General features: G+C 45.1%; 17 protein-coding genes. 4 read left to right on the top strand and 13 right to left on the bottom strand.

Annotated features, from left to right (window positions below; all coding sequences use genetic code 11):
- Positions 1-5: 5 nt before the first annotated feature.
- The 6 genes from OO016_RS05580 to OO016_RS05555 form a co-directional block, all read right to left on the bottom strand.
- Positions 6-1,955, bottom strand: coding sequence for an OmpA family protein (locus OO016_RS05580; RefSeq protein ID WP_266011505.1), 1,950 nt, complete (start codon positions 1,953-1,955; stop codon positions 6-8).
- Positions 1,956-2,942 carry a PorP/SprF family type IX secretion system membrane protein gene (locus OO016_RS05575; protein ID WP_266011504.1) on the bottom strand — a complete coding sequence of 329 codons (987 nt, stop codon included), beginning with the start codon at positions 2,940-2,942 and terminating at the stop codon, positions 1,956-1,958. It abuts the gene before it with no gap.
- A 1-nt stretch (position 2,943) separates the two neighbouring features.
- The gene (locus OO016_RS05570) at positions 2,944-5,994 is read right to left on the bottom strand and encodes a T9SS type B sorting domain-containing protein (RefSeq protein WP_266011503.1); all 3,051 of its coding nucleotides are present in this window, start codon (positions 5,992-5,994) and stop codon (positions 2,944-2,946) included.
- Positions 5,995-6,141: 147 nt separating this feature from the next.
- Positions 6,142-7,017, bottom strand: coding sequence for an ACP S-malonyltransferase (gene fabD / locus OO016_RS05565; RefSeq protein WP_266011502.1), 876 nt, complete (start codon positions 7,015-7,017; stop codon positions 6,142-6,144).
- A gap of 48 nt (positions 7,018-7,065) precedes the next feature.
- Positions 7,066-7,578: a gamma carbonic anhydrase family protein gene (locus OO016_RS05560; RefSeq protein ID WP_266011501.1), complete on the bottom strand. Its 513-nt coding sequence runs from the start codon at positions 7,576-7,578 to the stop codon at positions 7,066-7,068.
- Positions 7,579-7,683: 105 nt separating this feature from the next.
- Complete coding sequence (locus tag OO016_RS05555) at positions 7,684-8,685, bottom strand: PorP/SprF family type IX secretion system membrane protein (protein WP_266011500.1); 1,002 nt, start codon at positions 8,683-8,685, stop codon at positions 7,684-7,686.
- A gap of 124 nt (positions 8,686-8,809) precedes the next feature.
- Here OO016_RS05555 and OO016_RS05550 point away from each other — a divergent pair, with 124 nt between their 5' ends.
- The 4 genes from OO016_RS05550 to OO016_RS05535 all read left to right on the top strand — a co-directional run bounded on the left by OO016_RS05550 (position 8,810) and on the right by OO016_RS05535 (position 13,042).
- Entirely contained in the window at positions 8,810-9,712 is a 903-nt protein-coding gene (locus tag OO016_RS05550; protein WP_266011499.1) for a NifU family protein, read from the top strand.
- A 66-nt stretch (positions 9,713-9,778) separates the two neighbouring features.
- Positions 9,779-9,979: a dodecin family protein gene (locus OO016_RS05545; RefSeq protein ID WP_266011498.1), complete on the top strand. Its 201-nt coding sequence runs from the start codon at positions 9,779-9,781 to the stop codon at positions 9,977-9,979.
- 132 nt (positions 9,980-10,111) lie between these two features.
- Positions 10,112-12,166, top strand: coding sequence for a thioredoxin domain-containing protein (locus OO016_RS05540; RefSeq protein WP_266011497.1), 2,055 nt, complete (start codon positions 10,112-10,114; stop codon positions 12,164-12,166).
- A gap of 51 nt (positions 12,167-12,217) precedes the next feature.
- On the top strand, positions 12,218-13,042 hold the full coding sequence (locus OO016_RS05535; protein ID WP_266011496.1) for a mechanosensitive ion channel family protein: 825 nt from the start codon (positions 12,218-12,220) through the stop codon (positions 13,040-13,042).
- A gap of 40 nt (positions 13,043-13,082) precedes the next feature.
- Here OO016_RS05535 and tsaB read toward each other — a convergent pair whose 3' ends face one another.
- The 7 genes from tsaB to OO016_RS05500 form a co-directional block, all read right to left on the bottom strand.
- Positions 13,083-13,745, bottom strand: a complete 663-nt coding sequence (gene tsaB / locus OO016_RS05530) for a tRNA (adenosine(37)-N6)-threonylcarbamoyltransferase complex dimerization subunit type 1 TsaB (RefSeq protein WP_266011495.1) — start codon at positions 13,743-13,745, stop codon at positions 13,083-13,085.
- Positions 13,746-13,831: 86 nt separating this feature from the next.
- Entirely contained in the window at positions 13,832-15,172 is a 1,341-nt protein-coding gene (locus tag OO016_RS05525) for a TolC family protein (RefSeq protein WP_266011494.1), read from the bottom strand.
- Positions 15,173-15,216: 44 nt separating this feature from the next.
- Complete coding sequence (locus OO016_RS05520) at positions 15,217-16,365, bottom strand: efflux RND transporter periplasmic adaptor subunit (protein WP_266011493.1); 1,149 nt, start codon at positions 16,363-16,365, stop codon at positions 15,217-15,219.
- A 35-nt stretch (positions 16,366-16,400) separates the two neighbouring features.
- A complete protein-coding gene (locus OO016_RS05515) occupies positions 16,401-17,663 on the bottom strand; it encodes an ABC transporter permease (RefSeq protein WP_266011492.1) in 1,263 nt (420 codons plus the stop codon).
- On the bottom strand, positions 17,663-18,895 hold the full coding sequence (locus OO016_RS05510; protein ID WP_266011491.1) for an ABC transporter permease: 1,233 nt from the start codon (positions 18,893-18,895) through the stop codon (positions 17,663-17,665). Before OO016_RS05510 ends, OO016_RS05515 begins: the two co-directional genes overlap by 1 nt.
- Entirely contained in the window at positions 18,885-19,589 is a 705-nt protein-coding gene (locus OO016_RS05505; RefSeq protein ID WP_266011490.1) for an ABC transporter ATP-binding protein, read from the bottom strand. The genes OO016_RS05510 and OO016_RS05505 overlap by 11 nt, the downstream gene beginning before the upstream one ends.
- A gap of 93 nt (positions 19,590-19,682) precedes the next feature.
- Positions 19,683-20,795, bottom strand: coding sequence for an efflux RND transporter periplasmic adaptor subunit (locus OO016_RS05500; protein WP_266011489.1), 1,113 nt, complete (start codon positions 20,793-20,795; stop codon positions 19,683-19,685).
- Positions 20,796-20,811 lie beyond the last annotated feature (16 nt).

Genomic DNA, 20,811 nt, shown 5'->3' with positions numbered 1-20,811 from the left:
TAGTATCAGTAAAGAATATTGTAGTTAAGCACTACAATAAGCTGACGTTCGTTCTGTTTATGGAAGGTCTCCAGGCAATATACCCCATTGGTACAATCGTTCAGGATTTTATCCTCTCCATAGCCTATTGTATATAGAATGTTGGATTCGGGCACCCCTTTTGAGGTCAGGTAGGCCTTTATGGCATCTGCTCTGCTTTGAGATATCCGGAAATTGGTTGCACTTCCCCCCCGACTGTCAGTATGGGATTCAATCCTTAGCTGCAATTCCGGGAATTTCTTAATTACATCCACAACCCTGTCGAGCTCTCCTGCTACCTGAGGAGTGATCTGACTCCTACCCCTGTCGAAATAAACCTTGTTGAGCTTTATAACCGTTTGACCCTCTTTTTCTTCAACCAGGTCTTCAATAAAAGCAATGGGGATATCAAAAAGGGATTCCTGCATGGTTTCCATCTGCTCCTCATCGAAAGCAACCCTGTACGTGGAGTGCTTTTCTTTACTTGCCTCCAGGATTATCCCCGCTTCCCAGGGAATTTCAAACTGGTAGGTGCCATTCTCAGCAGCATAAAGTTCTTTGAGTATATCACCATTACTGTCCAGGACTTTAATCTGAGCTTCAGGGACAACTACACCTGTTACCTCATTTACAATCCTACCCTTAAGGGCAAAGGTTTTGATGCCAGGTTTTTCGGCAACGCGGAAACCGTAGAGATCATCCTTTCCTTTACCTCCCGGACGATTGGAAGCGAAGTACCCCATCAAACCCTCTTCCCCATAGTTTCTGATGATGAATCCAAATTCATCGTACTCCGTATTTATTTCACTGCCGAGATTTACGGGGATACTGAAGTTGTCGTTATCCTGCATCTGGGCTATATAAACATCCATACCCCCAAACCCATAAAAGACATCCGATGAAAAATAAAGGCTGTTTTCGAAAATAAACGGTGCAATCTCATTGCCGGGACTATTAATCCTCGGGCCGAGGTTTACCGGTGCGGACATGATAAGTCCATTGTTAGTGTATACATAGTACAGGTCGGTACCACCATATCCGCCTTCGAGCCTGGCTGCGAAATAAAGTTTCCCGGATGCTTTGTCTAGATAAGGGTAATAAAATGAAGTACTGAGATCTCTTATGGCATATTTGAAGGTTCCAGTACTGTCTACCTGACCAATTGCCAGGGAATTCCTGCCGGATTCGTCAAAAAGCATTTTACCGTCTTCCGTATTGGATAAGATGTACAGAAACGATCGATCCTTAGGTTCATAAAAAGGTGTAGCCTTGTGGAATTTCAATTCCGGAAGTCCATTGAATGGCGTACTTCCTGCCAGGCCTCCATTATTCAGGATCTTGGAAATAAAAATATCCATGTAGTATTCGCCGGACTGGTCATAAAGCGGTTTTCGACCGTAGCCCTTAGCACTCGTATAGAGTAATAGTTCATTGAAAAAGAAAGGGGCGAAATCAGATTGGGGACTGTTTACCGCGAGGTTAAAAATTTCAAATTTGATCCCGGATGTACCACCTTCGCTTATGATCTTCCTGTTTAAGGCAGCGTTCTCCAATGCCTTGCTCAAATCGGTCGACCTGGCGTTATCCAGGAAGTTCTGAATACTATCCTTCCCGCCAAATTTTGAGAATGCCTGAAGCATCCTGTTTAGTTGTTGTGCATTTAAAGCCCCATCATTCCCATACACCAGCCTGTACTGCTCATTGGCCTTTTTAAACTGGCCGGTAAAGAAATAGGCATCTGCCAGATTCAGGATCTGGTAGTCCTCCAGTGGGCCCATCTTGCTTTCCCTGAGATATTCACCAATAGCTTCTGCATATGAATATCGTGAGAATAGCTGATCGGCTCGTGATTCAACATCAACCTCCTGAGAGCTCATAGTAATACTGGAGAAACATAAGATCAGGAGTAATAGCTTGGCAGGTGTCTTGTATTTCATTTAAAAGAATCTTGGGGAATCAATTTGTTTATCTTTTGACTTTTTCTTCTTGTTTTTGTCTCTGGTTGTTCGGTTTGATTTTCTACCCGGAAAGAATTTAAGAATGATCTCATGGGACCCATTATTAAAATCGGCCAGGTTATTAGTATTGTATTCGTAGGAGTACCCTATAAAGGTTCCTGCACCTATCTGGAACCCAGCCAGACCGCTAAAAGCGTTATCGAAACGGTAAGAAGCCCCCAGGGTTACCGCATCGCGAATCAGGAAATTTGCCGAAGCATTCACATTTAAAGGCAGGCCTTTTACATAATTCACCAGAAAGGCAGGTTTAAATTTAAGTCCTCCGGAGAGATCGAAAACATACCCTCCGATAAAATTGAGGTGCAGCTGATCATCGATTATAGTGGCCACGTCCTTATTGTAGAGTCCATCTGTGAGGAAATTGGGTGAAGAAGCCCCCAGATACCAGTTATCGGCATAAAGAAATAAACCGGCACCAACCGTTGGATAGAACTCCTGTATTTGTTCCCTGTCCAGAATGGGTTCGCCCGGGTTTTCAAAGGTGCCTTTTGAAAAATCCACATTCAGGAATGAACCTCCGGCATCAATCCCAAAAGACAGCCTGGTATCATCGCTCAGGTTTATCTGAAAAGAGTACGCAACATCTATATAAGTATTAGTGGTGGGTCCAAGCTGATCACTGATTACATTGAATCCCAAACCATTTTTTTCATTCTGAAAAGGAAGGTTGAGGCCCAGGCGCAATGTTCTGGGCGCCCCGTCTATGTCTATCCATTGTGCCCTGTACAAGCCAATGATCTCCGCAGATTCTGTAGTACCCACATAGGCGGGGTTAAAACTGCCTATATTGTACATATACTGGGTATACTGGGGCTCTTTCTGAGCTATGGATAATTGAGAGCATAGGATGATGGTTGCCCATAGGATTAACTGAAAAGCCGATACGTTGATTTTTTTCTGTTTCATTTTATCTGATCAGTTGTATCCATCCTTTTCTGACTTCCGATCCGTCACCCAGATCCAGAATATAAAAATATGTTCCTTCCGGCACCTGCTCGCCGTCCCTGGTCCCATCCCAGGTGTTCCCATCTGTCATGCCCCGAATACTAAAGACCTGATTCCCGTATCGGTCATAGATCTCAAGGGAGTTATTCGGGTATTGTTCAAGGCAGTTTATCCTCAGGAAATCATTGGTGCCGTCTCCGTTGGGTGAGAATTGGTTGAAAAGGAAACCACATTCCGTGTTACTGGGTTCACTGGACAAGAATGTCGCTTCCGCAGTATTATTTTCAGACGTGGTATCTCTGGGGCTGGAAAACTGTATACTCGCATTATTGGTATAGCTGCCGGCCTGTAGGACCTGCGCTCTTATAGTGAGAACAGTCTGTTCACCAGGATCCAGGGCAGGTATCTCCCACAATCCTGTTGTCGGATCGTAAACTCCTAGTTCAGCAATATGTGAAATATAGGAGATTGCAGCCTGTGACCCGGTGGGAATCACATCTTCCACAACAAGCCTGTCCACAGCCAGTGAGTCCGACTCATTGATAAGCGTCAGGGAGTACACCACCTCGTCGCCTACCAGGGGACGTTCACTCACCACATTCTTGGTCAGGGCAAGTTCTGCTCCAGTTGGTGTCTCAATTTGAATGGAAACCGTAGCGCTGTTGTTTGCTGAATTATTATCGTCCGGCAATGAGGCTAACAGTTCGACAGTATTTGTGTATATGCCTGAAGGTGCTACCGTAGTCGTAATTTGCAAAGTGGCTGTACCAAGCGGACTTAGTTCCTGTATATTCCATAAACCGGTGTCTACATCATAATCCCCAAGGCTGGTTGTATGCCCCACATAAATAAAACCGGATTCCAGGAAATCCCCCAATTCAATTTCAATAACACGTCTGTTATCCAGGTTTTCAAGAGAAATGGTAAATACCACCTCATCTCCCACCTGAGCGATATTCCTGCTGGCAATCTTCGTTATCGCAAGGTCTACAGGAGGTGGATTACAATCCGAGGTAAGATTTGGATCACAGGGATCCAGGGGATCAGTATTATTAGTAACCTCATCCCCATCGGTAATTCCGTCATCATCGGTGTCCGGATCGGTAGGGTCCGTATTTATAGCAATTTCCTCTCCATTGGAAAGGCCGTCGTTGTCCGTATCCAGGAAACAATCCGTAACACGGATACTAAGGATGGAAGTTTCATTGGTGCAAGGTGCTTCAGCCGAATTAGTACTAAACTGAAACACATAATCACCAACGGGAAGCCCTGAAAAATCTACCTGATTATTCGCATTTATAACCAAACCTCCAGCTGAGGGATCGGTTAATATACTCCAGCTTCCTGAGTCTGCCCCGATCAATTGATTATCCAAATCTACAACCGCTGATCCGTTGACAGGATCATTGCAGGCAGTCGTACCGACCGGTGTACCGGCATTCGGCTGATCGTTTACTGTTGCCGTGACCGGAACCCTGGGTGATGTACACCCATTAGCCGTAGCCTCTACCCAGAAGGTGGTTGTAGAAGTTATGAAAACTGAAAAATCAGACAGGCCGGAAAGGATACCCGTATCAGTCTCAGAAGCATACCAGTTGTAACTGGGGGCTTCAGGGCTATCGGGTATTTCTCCCAGTACAGAAAGATTAACCTGGCCCGGCCCACAGATCTCCTCTGTGTTCGTAGAGGTGATCACCGGTGTGCGGTTCAGAGTGAGGGTTAACTCGAGTACAGCACTTGAACAACTATTGACGGCATCATAGAAGAAAGCATAATAAGTGCCCGCACCCGGATTATCAATTAAGGCGTCGCTTAGGTGTCCGGAAAGCACCAGTGGATCCGGATTAATGCTCCAGGTGAGCACCGCATTTCCAGAAGAAGTGCTGGTGGTAAAATCATTGAGGCTGGCATTAATCTGGTCACAGAAGAGGGTAGAAACACTCAGATCCTGCAAAGGTGCATTGTTACCTGCATCGCAGGGCGCGGCACAATCAGAAACAGATATAATTAGCTCTGTGCTTTTTTCCCCGCAGGGTGCCTGTGCAGAATTGGTGGTATACGTAAAAATATAATCTCCCGCAGGCTGCCCATCAAAACTGACCGTATTGTTGGCGTTGACAACAATTGAAGCCGTGGCAGGAGCCGAGGTCAGAGACCAGTCACCCGAATCCTGGCCGGTAATCTGATCATCAAGGTCTATAATTGCCAAACCGTTCGCAGCCACATTACAGGCAAGAGTACTTATGGTATTTCCCGGATCAGGAGAGGTATTCAAAACCAGGTTGATAGAGAGAACCGGACTCGCACAATTATTATTAAAATCATAGTAGAACCCATAGTAGGTTCCCCCGGCAGAAACAACACTATTCAGCAAGTGATCATCAGTTACAAGGGGATCGGGATTTATACTCCATATCAGGGAGGCCCCATCTGGCGGCGATCCCAATACAAAAGCGTTAAGATCTCTAATGCTTTCATCACAGTATTCCAGGGGTACCAAATTGTTCTGAACAGGTGCAGAATCTCCCGCAAGGCAAACATCATCGTCCTGAATGGTATAGGTTACCGTTGTATTGGTGCCAATATTTACACTTCCGGAAACACTACCAATACTTAATATCAAGGTTTCATCAGGTTCTAACAACTGATCGTCAAGAATGGCTACCGGAACCGGGATTGCACTTTGAAGCGTCCCGTCATATACCCCAATGGGAATATCCAGTGTTACCGGGCTAGTAAACAGGTAGTCCACACCCGCAGTCGCATTCCCTGAATTGGTATCAATTATGGTAACTGTTGATGGAAAGTTAATGGTATCATTTACAAATAAAACGGGAAAATTAGCACCTGTGGCTTCAACATCCGCGCCGGTTGTAGCAGAAAACTGAACGGTTCCCTGAGCCATTGCAGCCATGTGAACCATAAAGGCAAAAACAAAGACAATGCAAGTAAGCGTTACATTATTTTTCTCCTCATTACATTTATGCAAAAACCTTCCGTTACCTGTATTCAATTCTTTACCTATTTAAGCAAATAGCCTCTACTGAATGCATGATGCTACAATCCTCTAATATCACTAAAATTTTGGACGTTGCCCAATAATAATGACCAAATAAAAATATAAGGGATAAACCGTTTTCAGCGAGGCAAAAAGCTGTAATTAGGCAGAGCCAACCTCAACTTTATTGTCGATCTTTTTCACCAGCCCCTGCAAGACCTTTCCGGGACCAACCTCAATAAACTGAGAGGCACCATCTTTGATCATCTGCTGAACGCTCTGTGTCCATTTTACGGGTGAAGTCAGCTGGGCAATCAGATTCTGCTTGATCTGCCCCTGGTCCGAAACCGCTGTAGTACTTACATTCTGGTAAATCGGACAGGAAGGAGTACTAAAAGAGGTACTGGCAATGGCTTCAGCCAGTTCTTCGCGTGCAGGTTCCATAAGCGGAGAATGGAAAGCCCCTCCAACAGGAAGCACAAGGGCACGCCTGGCCCCAGCCTCTTTAAGGGCTTCACAGGCCGTATTAATAGCGTCTACTTCTCCGGAAATAACCAGTTGTCCGGGACAGTTGAAATTTGCCGCTACCACTATACCCGATGTATCCTCGCAGATCCGGGCAACCTCTTCATCGGCCATGCCAAGTACCGCAGCCATTGTCCCCGGCTGCAGTTCGCAGGCCTTTTGCATGGCCTCCGCCCGCTGGGCTACCAGCTTTAAACCATCTTCAAACTTCAGGGTCTGATTGGCCACCAGGGCTGAAAATTCTCCCAGGGAATGACCGGCCACCATATCGGGTTGAAATGAATCTCCAAGTACCTGGCTTAAGATCACCGAATGCAGAAAAATAGCGGGCTGGGTTACATTGGTTTGTTTCAGGTCCTCAGCAGTGCCCTCGAACATGATATCCGTAATGGAAAAGCCCAGAATGTCATTGGCCTTTTCAAACAGTTCCTGTGCTACGGTGTGGTTTTCATATAAATCGAGTCCCATTCCAACAAATTGGGAACCCTGTCCGGGAAAAATATAGGCTTTCATTTTAACGTTTTTGGTTGTGTAAAAATAAGGATTCTTTGAAGGATCTTCCTAATCCCCGTCATACCAGCTGGCATACTTCACATAGCTGTTCGCAATACGCTTTATCTCTCCTTCACTTAATGCCGGATCAATATCCTTGATCTTTTTTGCAGGCATACCCGCAAAGACGCTCCCAGAAGGTACCCTGGTGCCTTTCGTTAACACGGCGCCAGCAGCTATTATGCAGTTTGATTCTATAACACAATCGTCCATGATAATGCTACCCATTCCTACCAGTACATTATCGTGAATAGTACAGCCGTGCACGATTGCCCCATGGGCTATGGAAACATTGTTGCCAATATTGGTTGGTGCCTTCTGATAGGTACAGTGGATCACTGCCCCGTCCTGAACATTTACCCTGTTTCCCATTCTGATATAATGCACATCTCCACGGATTACGGCATTGTACCAGACACTGCATTCATCACCCATGGTTACATCCCCAATAACAACGGCGTTCTCGGCAAGGAAACATCCTTTTCCCGTTTTGGGGCTTATCCCTTTTAATTTTCGTATCATGTTTTTTGGGTTGAAATTCCAATACCACAAAGATAGGTGCTGCCTCACTTTTAAAAGCAACAAGGGGAATCAATTTAGTCTCAAAGGATAGGAAAAACGGCCTGATTAGTAATTGGCGGCCGGACAGTAGCAATCGTACTTAGCACCCCGGTCGACCTGGCCAAACTGGTAGCCCAGGGTAATCTGGTGGAAGCCTCCGTTATCCAGGCGGATATCGCCAGACTGATAGGAATAGGTATAGGCAAACATGAAGTTCTTGTAATTCAATCCAACAATAGGGGTAAACAGTTGAAGTCGCTGTTCCCCGAAGGATCCGTCTACCAGGAACTGGGCCCCGTCAAAACTCCTGCGATAAGACAGCCCGCCCCAAACGGTTCCAAAGCTAACATCCCGGTATACCTTGACATTGAAATCGACTGTTTTTTCTTCTGTGAACTCAGTTAACTGCAACAATACTGAAGGTTCCACACGCCATTCACTCCTCCCAAAGACATATCCTGCAGATAGCAGGTACCTCCTAAGGTTGTCAAATTCAATGGCAGTATAGAGGTCACGGCCACTACCCAGGGCATTTAGTACCGAAAAATGCGCGTAAAATTCCATGTAATTGTAAGACATACCAAAATCAACATTGAAATAGCCTACGCTGTTTCGTGCACCGGAAATTACGGGATCAGGAATTACTGAGCGAAACTCCGTTTCATCCAGACTACTCTGTATAAACCCGGCGCTCATTCCAAAAGAGAGCTGGTTTAAAATCCTTACCTCCGGGCCCAATTGCAAATGATGGGCATAGGTAAGCTTAACCCCGGTCTGACTGTGGTATCCGTTGGCGTCATTGAATAGGATAGCCCCCACCCCGCTGCTGGTCTGCGGAATCCTGTAATGTGCATTAATCGTTTGGAGACTGGGTGCCTCGTCTACATTAAACCACTGCTTCCTGGCTGTTAGCCGAATTTTACCACCCTCACCTATACCGGCCATGGAAGGGTGTAACAGGTAATAATTGTCAGACAGGTAATCAAAATAGACAGGAATACCCTCCTGAGACCATGCCAATGAACAAAAAAACAGAAAAGAACAAAAAAAGGTTATGGTTTTTCTCATCAGCGAATGTGAGGCAGGTTTTTAGCTAAGGGTTCCAAATATAAAGTATAACGGATGAAATACGACATTATTATATGTGGTATAACTAGTAAATAGGTTGTATTTTTGCGGGAAAATCAGGCTAATGAAAACGTTCAATATCACCGTAGTACCAACCAATAATCCGGCTGTTTTAAAGTTCGAAGCCAACCATATGCTGGTTGAAAACGGACACTACGAATACCACAACATAGATGAGGCGAAGAATTCTCCGCTGGCGCAACAATTATTCTATTTGCCTTTCATCAAAACCGTATACGTATCTGCCAATTTCATTGCCCTGGAACGCTTTGAAATAGTGGAATGGGAGGATGTGCAGGGTGAAGTAGCCCAGCAACTCGTAGAATACCTCAATACCGGTGCTGCTGTGGTCAATGAAGAAACCCAGAGCAAGAAAGTCCCCGTTACGCTTTACGCGGAAGTTACCCCCAACCCCGCAGTTATGAAGTTCGTGGCAAACAAAAAACTGGTTCCTGCAGCTTTTGAATTTAAAAATATAGATGAGGCGTCTACCTCTAAATTGGCAACCTTCCTTTTCCAGCATCCTTTTGTAAAGGAGGTATTTATGGACGAAAATTATATTTCCGTCACCAAATATGAGGTGGCTGACTGGAATGAGGTAACCATGGAACTCAGAGATGAAATTCGAAACTTCATCACTGAAGGTAATGAACTGATATCGGAAGCAGCAGTTGCCAAAGTTGCAGAAAAGAATGAAGAAGCAAAGCAATCAAACAACAATCTGGACGATACCTCAAAACAAATTGTGGATATCCTGGAAGAATACGTAAAGCCTGCTGTTGCGAGTGACGGAGGCAACATTCTATTTCAGTCTTACGAAGAGGAAAGCAAAACAGTAAATGTGATCCTGCAGGGAGCATGCAGCGGTTGCCCCTCTTCCACATTTACCCTTAAAAACGGTATTGAAACCATGTTGAAGAATATGCTTGGGGATAAAGTAGACCAGGTTGTTGCTATTAACGGCTAGAAAATCTTCTGGTGTCATAAATAGCTGTAATATCACTATCTTTCATCAAATAACAATTCTAGTATTATGGCAGTTCTAAAGGTTATTGAATTAATGGCCAACTCACAGGAAAGTTGGGAAGATGCCACCAAAAGGGCACTGGCTCAGGCATCAAAATCGGTTGACAATATTCGTTCGGTATATATACAGGAGCAGAGTGCTACCGTGAGAGATGGCAAGATAGACGAGTACCGGGTAAATGTTAAGGTCACCTTCGAAGTAATATAATGGCTTTCAGGCAAGCCTAAGTGCCCCGATAATCCTCCCTTCAATACACTGCACATACCTATGTGGAAAACCTATTGTCTTTTGATTTGTATTCTGGCTTCTCTTTGGGGATGCCAGCGAAAAAATACGACCATGACCCATAAATATACCAACGCCCTTATTGACGAAACAAGCCCCTACCTGCTCCAGCACGCCCACAACCCGGTGAACTGGGAGGCCTGGTCTCCTGAAGTCCTTAAAAAGGCTGAAAAAGAGAACAAACTATTGTTGATCAGTATTGGTTATGCCGCCTGCCACTGGTGCCATGTCATGGAAGAGGAATGCTTCGAGGATGAAGAGGTGGCCAGGGTAATGAATGATCGGTTTATCAACATCAAAATAGACAGGGAGGAACGGCCTGATATCGACCAGATCTACATGGATGCCGTACAAATGATGACCGGCCGCGGGGGATGGCCACTGAATGTTGTAGCCTTGCCGGACGGGAGGCCTTTCTGGGGGGGTACCTACGTAAAAAAAGAAGACTGGATGAAGGTCCTGAACCAATTGAGCGACCTGTATGAAGAGGATCCGGGAAAGGTAACAGACTATGCCCGTGATCTGGCCCAGGGAATCAAAGAAATAAACCTCATCCCTCCCCATGAGAACCCCGACCTTTATGATAAGGAAAAACTGGCCGCTGCGGTTGCCAAATGGACTACCTTTTTCGATATGGAAATGGGCGGCTACAAAAGGGCACCTAAATTCATGATGCCCGGAAACCTGGATTTTCTGTTGCACTATGCCTGGGCCGAAAACGACATCCAGACCAAAGATTACGTTAACCTTACACTGACTAAAATGGCCTACGGTGGTGTATATGACCACCTGGGGGGCGGATTTGCCCGTTATTCTGTAGACACCAAATGGCATGTGCCCCATTTTGAAAAAATGCTCTATGACAACGGCCAGCTGGTGAGCTTATATGCAAAGGCCTACGCCCTGACGCAGGACCCGCTTTACCGGAAGACGGTAGAAGAAACCATCAGCTTTGTTGCCCGCGAACTCACCAATGAAAATGGTGCCTTTTATTCCTCTCTTGACGCAGACAGCAAGGATGATTCCGGCAAATTGGAAGAAGGCGCATTCTACGTTTGGAAGGCAGAAGAATTGCAGGATGTCCTCGCAGACGATTTTCCAGTTTTTAAAGATTATTACAACATCAATCCCTATGGATTCTGGGAAGAAGGAAAGTTTGTGCTGATCCGGAATAAAAGCGAAATGGAAATCGCAAAAATGCATGGCCTTACCATTGATGAACTGGCCAGACTTATCCGTTCCTGTAAGGAAAGGTTATTTGAAAGACGTGAACAGCGGGACAGGCCCAGGCTGGACGACAAGATACTGGCTTCCTGGAATGGACTAATGCTGAAAGGATTGGTTGACGCCTATAAAACAGTAGGCAAGAGCAGCTACCTGGAGATGGCGCTGAAAAATGCAAACTTCATATCTGAGCATATGATGAGGGAAGATGGCGGGCTCTACCACAACCATAAAGAAGGAAGGAGTACCATCAACGGCTATCTTGAAGATTACGCCAGTATTATAGATGCATTCCTGGCCTTATACGAAGTTACCTTTGATAAGAATTGGCTGAAGAAAGCAGAATCACTGACTGAATACTGCCTGCAAAATCATTACGATGAGTCTTCAGGCCTCTTTTTCTTTACCTCCAGGCAAGACGAGTTTGTAATCCGCAGGACCCTGGAAACCATGGACAATGTTATTCCGGCTTCCAACTCCATTATGGCAAAGAATTTATTTTACCTGTCCAAGCACCTGTACAACACCGCATACGAGGACACCGCAATCAATATGATGAAAGCTGTACAAGGTAATTTTAGTGAAGATATTTCAGGATACGCCAACTGGCTGCACCTTGTGTTGTTTACCCAAAATCCATTTTACGAAGTGGCCTTGTTAGGCCCGGATAACGAACAGGACCGTTCGTTTTTGCAACAGCATTACCTACCCAATACTATTATGGCGGGATCGGACAGCGAAAGCAATTTGCCATTACTGGAAAAACGATTTGTATCGGGGGAAACCCTGATATATGTTTGTCAAAAGGGGTCATGCAAGCTGCCTGTTAAAGTTGCAGATGAGGCACTGGGCCAGATTCAGCCAGATCAGGATTCTTTTTTTTAATTCGAATAGTATCTTTGTAAATATTATTAAATATAAATAACACCACCCATTATGGATAAATTAAACGATCTCGAAGGATTTGCAAAAGAGGCCTGGAACTGGATATTAGATTTTCTCCCCGATCTCATAACAGCAGTAATAATCCTTGTCGTTGGTCTATGGGTGATCCGGTTTTTAAATCATATAGTCAGGCGCTTTTTTGACAAAAAGGATTTTGATCCCGCCCTGGAAACCTTCCTCCAGAGTTTTATCAAAATCAGTTTAAAGGTTATTTTATTTGTGCTCGTAATAACCCAGTTGGGTGTAAAATCGTCCTCGCTGGTTGCCATGCTGGGTGCGGCTGGGCTTGCGGTAGGTTTAGCGCTTCAGGGTTCCCTGGCTAACTTTGCGGGAGGAGTCCTGATCCTGATATTTAAGCCGTTCCGTGTAGGAGACTTTATCTCCGCTCAGGGAGTTGATGGAACCGTGAAGGAAATATCCATTTTTACCACAAAACTGAACACATTTGGAAATCAGTTGGCTATCATCCCGAATGGGCAATTATCCAATAACAATATTATTAACTATAATGCCGAAGATAAGAGGCGGGATAAAATTGAAGTGGGTATCAGTTATAGTTCCAACATAAAGAAGGCCAAGGATATTTTATTGGAAATTTGTAGTCAATATGAAAACATCCTGGAAGATCCGGCTCCTGAAGTTTATGTTGGGGAACTCGCCGATAGCGCTGTAGTTCTGTCACTTCGCTTCTGGGCAGCCAATGAAAACTTCTGGGCGGCGCACTTCCATGTCATGGAGACACTCAAATACCGCTTTGATGAGGCTGGAATCGAGATTCCCTTCCCTCAGATCGATGTGCATCAAAAGCCGGCATAGGTGTTTAACCAGGCCTGCAGGTTCCTTTTGAGGCAGACCCCTATTTACCCAGTATAAATTCTTTTAAATAGTAAGGTTCGAAATAGGCCAGGTCCTCAAACTCCTTGTTGGCATAATTATGATAGGACATGCTGGCCATCTCCCTGGCGGAAGGCACCAGATCTTCCCGGAAATGAAAATTGGGGTGATCAAGAACGCCTATGCATTTCTTTGCTCCATTCCCCAATAGATAGACGGGGGCTTTTTTAGCAAATTCGGCAAAGGATTTGGCATCAATAATCTCTGCTTCCGTCTCCCTGACAGTCTCGTAAGAATTACTTAAAACCTTGGCATACACCTCCATTCTCCTGGCGTCCAGCATCGGGATTAAATAGCCTTCTTCAACCTCGATCTGCCTGCCCAGGCTGTCTAAAGTGGGGATTGAAATCAGTGGAATATCCAATGCAAAACAAATTCCCTTGGCTGCAGCCACCCCAATGCGCAAACCGGTATACGAGCCTGGCCCTTTACTAACGGCTACCGCACTAAGATCCTGCATATCCTTGCCAGCTTCTTCCAGCACCTCCCCAATAAAAATATGCAGTTTCTCCGAGTGAGAATATCCCTGATAATTCTCTTCACGCAAAGCCAGTAATTTCCCATCCTGCGCCAGGCTAACAGAGCAGTTGGTAGTTGCGGTTTCCAGATTGAGAATTATCGCCATAATGGCGGCAAAGATACGATAAAAAAAAGCCTGCCGGCTTTGCAGCCGGCAGTACTAATTTAAAAATATTTATCCCTGAATAATGCCTAATCCAGTACTATGGGAAGTCCAAAATAGAATTCCAGCACTTTGATACGAAAAATATAATCGTACTTGGAACGGATCACCGATGCGGCGGCATTATCTACCCGCGCCTGGGCCTGGCTGAAATCAAAGGCATTCATAACACCTACATTATAGCGTTCCCTTGCGTAATCATAAGCCAGTCTACGGGCTTCTAATGTTTTGAGCGAAGCCTCATAGGTTTTTGCGGTGTTTTCCACGTCCACATAGGCCTGATTAACATTGGTCTCCAGGTCCAGTTTGTCCTGTTCCAGCTGCAACTTTGCCTTTTCCAGACTGATCTTTGATCTTTTTATGCTGTTACGTGTATTGAAACCATTGAAAATAGGGATGTCAAGGCGGGCTCCCAACGAAATACCATCGTTTATCCAAAGCTGGTCCTTAAACGGGATCAGATCCCCCGTAAATGGATCAAAGAACTGATCCGAGTAACGGGTGTTGTAATTGATAAACGCCCCGAGGGTAGGAAGGGCTGCTCCCTTGGCAATCTGCAAATCCTTCTCTGCCAGGGCCACATTAGACTCGGAAAACTTGATGTCGTTACGGAAACTCAAAGCCTTGGCAAAAATAGATTTAGCCGAATTATTCAGGATATCGGAAGGAGGCACTTCAAATTCTTCATCTGCGATGTCGAAATTCTCATAATCCGTAATCTGCAGTAACTGGGCCAGGTTGATCCTTGAGATCAGCACCTGGTTCCTGGCGTTTATGATCTGCTGTTCCTGGTTAGCGGCCGTAGCTTCAATTTCAAGCAAATCTCCTCTCGGCAAAACTCCGGATTCCACCAATTCCTGGGTTCGCTTCAAATCTTGTTCGGTAACCGCATACTGGGCCTCAAAGACCTTAAGCGACTCCTTGTTTGACAAGACACTAAGGTAATTGAGTGCCACGTTCAGCCTGATATCATCAACGAGATTATCCAATCGGTACTGACTCGCGATGGCGTTCAATTTGGCTCTTTGTATCTGGTTGTAATTCCGCAAACCATCGAAAAGCGTCACAAAAGAAGTAAGGCTTCCCGAAGCAGAATTCTGAGTAATATTTACGGGTTCGTTGTTCGCCGGGTTAAAGGATAAACCCGTACTGCTCTGAGCACTTAGCTGCCCGTTTAATGTTGGCAACAGGTTTCCTATGGCATCCGACTTGTCAATTTTGGCATTTTCCAAATCCAGCCTGAACTGCTCAATAGACAGGTTATTTTCTACGGCGTAGGTAACACACTCCTCAAGCGTCCATTTCTTCAGTTGTGCGGAAAGCGAAATCATTCCGAACACCAGGAGTAAAAGGGTTAATTTGTATTTCATTTCTAGTTTTTTGATCAATTTGATAATTGCACGCACTCTATTTCCTAGGACGTTTCTTCCTCTCCACCCTCATTTCCTTCTTCATCTTCTCCGCGTTTTATGGGCTCCGTCTTGTTCCAGATCTTCACCTCATCTTCAAAGGACAGCCCGGAAACAATTTCCACATTCACCCCATCGGAAATTCCTATTTCTATATCTCGCCGTTCAAACTTCTGGTCTCCAACCTTGACTTCAACATACGGCTTGTCTGTTTCCCTGTCGAATTGAAGCAGGGCTTCAGGAATGACCATGATACTGTCTTTCTTCTCAAGTACCAGTGAAGCGTTGGCGCTGTAACCGGCGCGAACGAAGATAGAATCGTTTATTTCCACATCTCCTTCAATCTTAAACTGAACGGCCCCCGCTTCTTCAATCCCTTTAGGAGCGATAAACTTTAATTTTGCTTCGAGTTTCTGGTCCGCAATGGCACCCAGGCTGATCTCTAAGGGCATCCCCAACTGCAGTTTGCCAACCTCACCTTCGTCTACCTTTCCTTCAAAAATCATTTTGCTCAGGTCTGCAATAGTCGCAATGGTGGTACCATCATTAAAATTGTTGCTCTGGATGACCTGGTCACCTTCTTCTACCGGGATTTCAAGAATGGTCCCGTTCACAGTGGCCCGGATATTGGTATTAGCACTGGAAGAACCTCCAGCAGATCCTATTCGGATGATCTGATAATCCGCGCGGGCATTGTCCAGTTCCTGAACAGCCTGGTCATAACGCAACTGCAGGTTAAGGAAATCCTGGCTGGAGATCACCCCTTTATCAAACAAGGCCTTGCTTCGGTCGTATTCGATCTTAGTATTATTAAGGGCAATTTCCGCATTACGAACCCGGCCTCTGGACGAGTTGAGTGCCTGTTCGTTGGGAACCACCTTGATCACGGCAATAAGATCCCCTGCTTTTACAGCTTCCCCCTCTTCCATATAGATCTTATCAATAATACCTGAGATCTGTGGCTTGATCTCCACCTCATCTTCGGGTATTACCTTCCCAGTAGCTACCGTTTTCTTTTCAATATTGGAAGTAAACGGTTTTTTGGTATCATAGGCGGTAGCCGATTTGCTATTGGATTTAATAAAAAAAGCTGCTGCCCACATGGCTCCCAGGACCAGGACGGCTATCAATCCATATTTAACATATTTGTTCATCTTGTTTGTGTTAATTATTTATACAGTTAATGTTGTTATTCTTCCCTCAGGGCATCTATTGGCCTGACTCTCACCGCGCGCTGTGCTGGTATGAGTCCTATTAATGTTCCCAAAACTACCATGACCAAAAGTGCCCCGATCACAAGCGGTATGGGCACGGTTGGATTGGTATAGGGAAGCGCCGAATCCTGGGTAAGATTGTTTATCAAATTCAATACTGCCGCTCCTAATATGATTCCTATAAGACCGGCCACCATAGTCAGGAACACAGACTCCAGGATGATCAATGTCCGTACTTCATTCGGAGTAGCGCCCAGGGCACGCCGAATACCCAATTCTTTGGTGCGCTCTTTAACCGAGATCAATAAAATGTTGCCAATGCCTATAACTCCAGCCAGTATGGTGGCAAGCCCCACGATGAGGGAAAGAAAAGTAATCCCCTTTGCAAATCCGATAATCCTGTCGAAAATTACCCCAAGGTTAATAGCGCCAATAGCACGTTCATCATCTGGATGCACGTTATGCAAATTCTTTAACACCGCCTTAATATCCTTTTCTACCTGAGCCGCATCCGCGTCATCATAGGCAGCAACAGTAAAGAATTGTACATCCTCTCCGGTATTATAGATCTTCTGAAAGGTGGTGAAAGGAATAAAAATATCCCCATCAGACCCAAATGGGGTAGTCCTTTGATACTGATGAACACCCACTACCTGAAAGTAAATGTTTTCAATTCGGATATATCCTCCTATGGGGTCTTCGCCTTTTTCAAACATTTCCTGTTGTGTACGCTCGCCAATTACACAGACCTTCCGTGCCTGTTCAATGTCCTGGTCGTTAATAAAACGGCCATTATCATAAATCTTTTGAGGTGTAATCCTCGCTAAATCGGGATAGTAACCGTACATGGCGTAGGTGTTCGAATTCAATCCCCTGACGGTAAGGGCGCCTGTTCCTCCAAATGCCCCTTTGGTATTTACCGGGGCTATATATTGTATTTCCGGAATACGATTACGCAGGATATTTGCATCTCCCACTTTCAGACGTATACGCCGGCCTGTTTTATATCCTGCATAGGGTATACTTGTATTCTGTGCGTAACACCACATGCTGTTTTTGGCCACAACCTCAAAGGTACGTTCAAAGCCATTGTCCAGTCCTTTGGAAGCCCCGGCCAGGACAACGTAAATAAAGATTCCCCAGAGTACCCCGATTACTGTGATAATAGTCCGGGTGCGATTCTTTCCTATAGAACCGAAGATCTCCTGCCAGGTATTTTTATCAAACAGTAAGCGCATTATTCTTCATTTAAGGCCACAATGGGCTTGATTTGTGCCGCACGCTTTGCGGGAACATAGCCAGCTATGCTTCCAAAAAGAATCAGGACAATTGTTGCAGATATAGCGAGACCCGTGTCAATTCCGGGATTCAATATAAAGTAGTCATCCATAAGCTTGTCCCCCAGAGAACTGAGTAAGGCAATACCGGCAATCATACCTGAAAATCCGGAAAGGGTAGTAATGAAAATGGACTCGAGCAGGATATTACTGATAACGTTACGAGGTGTTGCCCCAATAGCCTTTCGTATCCCTATTTCCTTTGTGCGTTCCTTTACCACATATACCATGATATTACTAATACCGATAATCCCGGCAATGATAGTTCCAAATGCAACAAAGGCCGCAATAATCGCCAAAACCCTGGCAAAAGCCTGATTTCTTTCCAGCTCCTCTGCGACATTGCGGATAAAAATTCCTTTCTGGTCTTCAGGGCTTATGAACTTTTTATCTTTTAAATACTTATTCAGGTTACGCTGCAGGGCCATTGCCCCGGTGTATCCTATTTCAGGCCTGAATCCGACTACAATCAGATCAATTTTATCTGTATTTTTTTCAATAAGCTGACGTGTGGTATAAGGAATGAATATCTGACGTTCCTCACGATCTCCTCCTTCATCCTGAAATACGCCAACAACCTTAAAAACACTTCCACCAACGTCAATATATTTACCCATGGCATTCATGTTGCCAAAAAGGTCCTGCTCCACCAAACGGCCAATTACTGCATTCCGAGTCTTGTTTTTCACATCCTCCTGGTTGATAAACCGGCCCTTCATCATAATGGTATTTTCCGCAAATTGCTGCCCCCAGTCAGCCCCGATAGTGGTGTAGTTATTGGATTCTTCCCTGTATTTCACAAGCGCTCCTCTGCGGATCATTGGGGAAACATAGTCAATGAAGATGGAAAAATTTTCCTTAATATCCTTCAGGTCTTCATTTTCGAATTCAATGCGCCTCTGGGATTTATATCCTTTGTATGGTCTCGAGGTCCTGCCAGGTTGCAGGTACAAAATGTTGGTTGCATCCCGGGAAAAATAATATTCAAAGGTATTCTGCAGCCCATTGGTCATGCCAACCAGACCCACAAAAATCAGGATGCCGAGGGCAACTGTAAACCCGGATAGAAAGGTCCTGAGTTTGTTTTTATTTAAGGTGTCGAATATTTCCCGCCAGGTATCCCTACTGAACATACTCTTTAGCTCTAACTTGCTTTACTTTTTCGTCCTTGACAATTACCCCGTCCCTGAGGTATACAATGCGCTTACACATGTGTGCAATATCATTCTCGTGTGTAACTACCAGGATGGTATTTCCCTTATCATTAATTTGCTGGATCAGGTCCATTACCTCATAAGAAGTTTTACTATCCAAAGCACCGGTAAGCTCATCCGCCAGCAGAACCTTGGGCTCTGTCACCATAGCCCGGGCTATCGCCACCCTTTGTTTTTGTCCACCAGACAATTCACTTGGGAGGTGGTGCGACCATTCTTTGAGGCCAACCTGCTCCAGGTACTTCAATGCCTTTTCCTGCCTCTTCTTTCTGTTCATCCCCTGATAGTAAAGGGGCAGGGCCACATTCTCCAGGGCTGTTTTATAGTTAATCAGATTAAAGGACTGGAAAATGAACCCTAAAAATTTGTTCCGGTAATTTGCCGCCTTGGTTTCATTGAGGTTTTTGATAGGCATCCCATCTAAGTTGTATTCCCCCTCATCGGCTACATCCAGCATTCCCAATATGTTAAGCAGGGTAGATTTTCCGGAGCCTGAAGATCCCATAATGGCTACAAGTTCTCCTTCTTTTACCGAGAAATCTATCCCCTTGAGAACATGCAGGGCATTACTGCCCATTTTATAGGACTTATGAAGATTTTTTATTTCAATCATGGCTAGCGCAAGTGTTTAAAAGCAGATCCATTTATTGGACTCGTTTACTGTTAAGTTGTTACAAATTTTTATCAAAAGATTCTGTTAAAAAGCCTAGCCCCCGAACCGCTCAGGTTCTATCTGGTTCCAGATCTTGATTTCATCATCCTGGCTGATGCCAGACTTGATTTCAACATAGATGCCATCGCTGATCCCAAGCTCCACCTCCCTGCGTTCAAATTGCTGATCGCCGGTGGCTACTTCAACAAAGGGTTTCTTTGTTTCCTGGTCGAACTGGATCAGGGCCTCTTTTAGGGCGAGGACACTATCGGCCCGGTCAAGAATAATAGAAGCATTAGCACTTAAGCCGGCACGTATAAATACGGTATCCAGCTTTTTTAAAGTGCCCTTTATTTCAAATTGAATGGCCCCGTTCTCTTCCTTCCCCTTGGGGGCGATATAATCCAGAACAGCGTCAAAAGTGATATTCTCCAGTGCACCTACCGTAATTTCCAGCGGTAGGTCTTCCCTGATCTTGCCTACTTCAGACTCATCCACCTTGCCCTCGAAGATCATCTTATCCACATCGGCAATGGCCGCAATGGTGGTACCTTCATTAAAATTATTGCTTTCAATGACCTGGTTCCCCATTTCCACCGGCACATCCAGAACCATACCGCTTACAGTAGACCGGATGAGGGTATTTGCGGCATTGCTAAGCCCCTTCGTTGTACCTGTCTTCACGATATCGAATCGCTTATTGGCAGCTTCCAGCGTCTGCCGGGACTGGTCAAAAGCTACCTGCGCCCTTTCCAGGTCCTGCTGTGAGATCACACCCTTTTCGAACAGGCTTTGCTGCCGGGTATAGTTGCGACGCTGGTCGTCAAAACTAATCTTAGCGGCATCTATCGCATTTCTCGCATCATTAAGTGCAGCAAGGTTTGGCACCACCTTGATCCTGGCAATCAGATCTCCTGATTTCACATAATCGCCCCCTTCCACGTATACCTCTTCTATTACCCCAGAAATATTAGGCTTGATAAGGACCTCCTCCAGAGGCAAGATGCTCCCAGTGGCAACGGTCTTTTTGATTATAGTTTGCGTACTCGGCTTTTCCGTCTGATAAGTAATAGGATCTTCTGCATTCTTTTGGTAGAGGTATACCATAGACCCCCCAAAGGCAATGACAATAATCAGCAGGATAATTACAGTTATGGATTTTTTCATTTTAGTCTAATTGATC

The sequence above is a fragment of the Lentiprolixibacter aurantiacus genome, from assembly GCF_026241225.1.
GTDB classification, from domain to species: Bacteria; Bacteroidota; Bacteroidia; order Flavobacteriales; family Flavobacteriaceae; genus Lentiprolixibacter; species Lentiprolixibacter aurantiacus.
Note: the sequence above shows the minus strand (reverse complement) of the source record. Positions and strands in the feature narration are given on the sequence as shown.

Excerpts from the sequence above, each read along its gene's own strand:
- OO016_RS05535 (WP_266011496.1), top strand. The coding sequence starts at position 12,218 with ATGGATAAATTAAACGATCTCGAAGGATTTGCAAAAGAGGCCTGGAAC.
- OO016_RS05550 (WP_266011499.1), top strand. The coding sequence starts at position 8,810 with ATGAAAACGTTCAATATCACCGTAGTACCAACCAATAATCCGGCTGTT.
- fabD (WP_266011502.1), bottom strand. The coding sequence starts at position 7,017 with ATGAAAGCCTATATTTTTCCCGGACAGGGTTCCCAATTTGTTGGAATG.
- OO016_RS05540 (WP_266011497.1), top strand. The coding sequence starts at position 10,112 with ATGACCCATAAATATACCAACGCCCTTATTGACGAAACAAGCCCCTAC.
- OO016_RS05555 (WP_266011500.1), bottom strand. The coding sequence starts at position 8,685 with ATGAGAAAAACCATAACCTTTTTTTGTTCTTTTCTGTTTTTTTGTTCA.
- OO016_RS05520 (WP_266011493.1), bottom strand. The coding sequence starts at position 16,365 with ATGAACAAATATGTTAAATATGGATTGATAGCCGTCCTGGTCCTGGGA.
- OO016_RS05580 (WP_266011505.1), bottom strand. The coding sequence starts at position 1,955 with ATGAAATACAAGACACCTGCCAAGCTATTACTCCTGATCTTATGTTTC.
- OO016_RS05500 (WP_266011489.1), bottom strand. The coding sequence starts at position 20,795 with ATGAAAAAATCCATAACTGTAATTATCCTGCTGATTATTGTCATTGCC.
- OO016_RS05505 (WP_266011490.1), bottom strand. The coding sequence starts at position 19,589 with ATGATTGAAATAAAAAATCTTCATAAGTCCTATAAAATGGGCAGTAAT.
- OO016_RS05510 (WP_266011491.1), bottom strand. The coding sequence starts at position 18,895 with ATGTTCAGTAGGGATACCTGGCGGGAAATATTCGACACCTTAAATAAA.
- OO016_RS05560 (WP_266011501.1), bottom strand. The coding sequence starts at position 7,578 with ATGATACGAAAATTAAAAGGGATAAGCCCCAAAACGGGAAAAGGATGT.
- OO016_RS05575 (WP_266011504.1), bottom strand. The coding sequence starts at position 2,942 with ATGAAACAGAAAAAAATCAACGTATCGGCTTTTCAGTTAATCCTATGG.
- OO016_RS05545 (WP_266011498.1), top strand. The coding sequence starts at position 9,779 with ATGGCAGTTCTAAAGGTTATTGAATTAATGGCCAACTCACAGGAAAGT.
- tsaB (WP_266011495.1), bottom strand. The coding sequence starts at position 13,745 with ATGGCGATAATTCTCAATCTGGAAACCGCAACTACCAACTGCTCTGTT.
- OO016_RS05515 (WP_266011492.1), bottom strand. The coding sequence starts at position 17,663 with ATGCGCTTACTGTTTGATAAAAATACCTGGCAGGAGATCTTCGGTTCT.
- OO016_RS05525 (WP_266011494.1), bottom strand. The coding sequence starts at position 15,172 with ATGAAATACAAATTAACCCTTTTACTCCTGGTGTTCGGAATGATTTCG.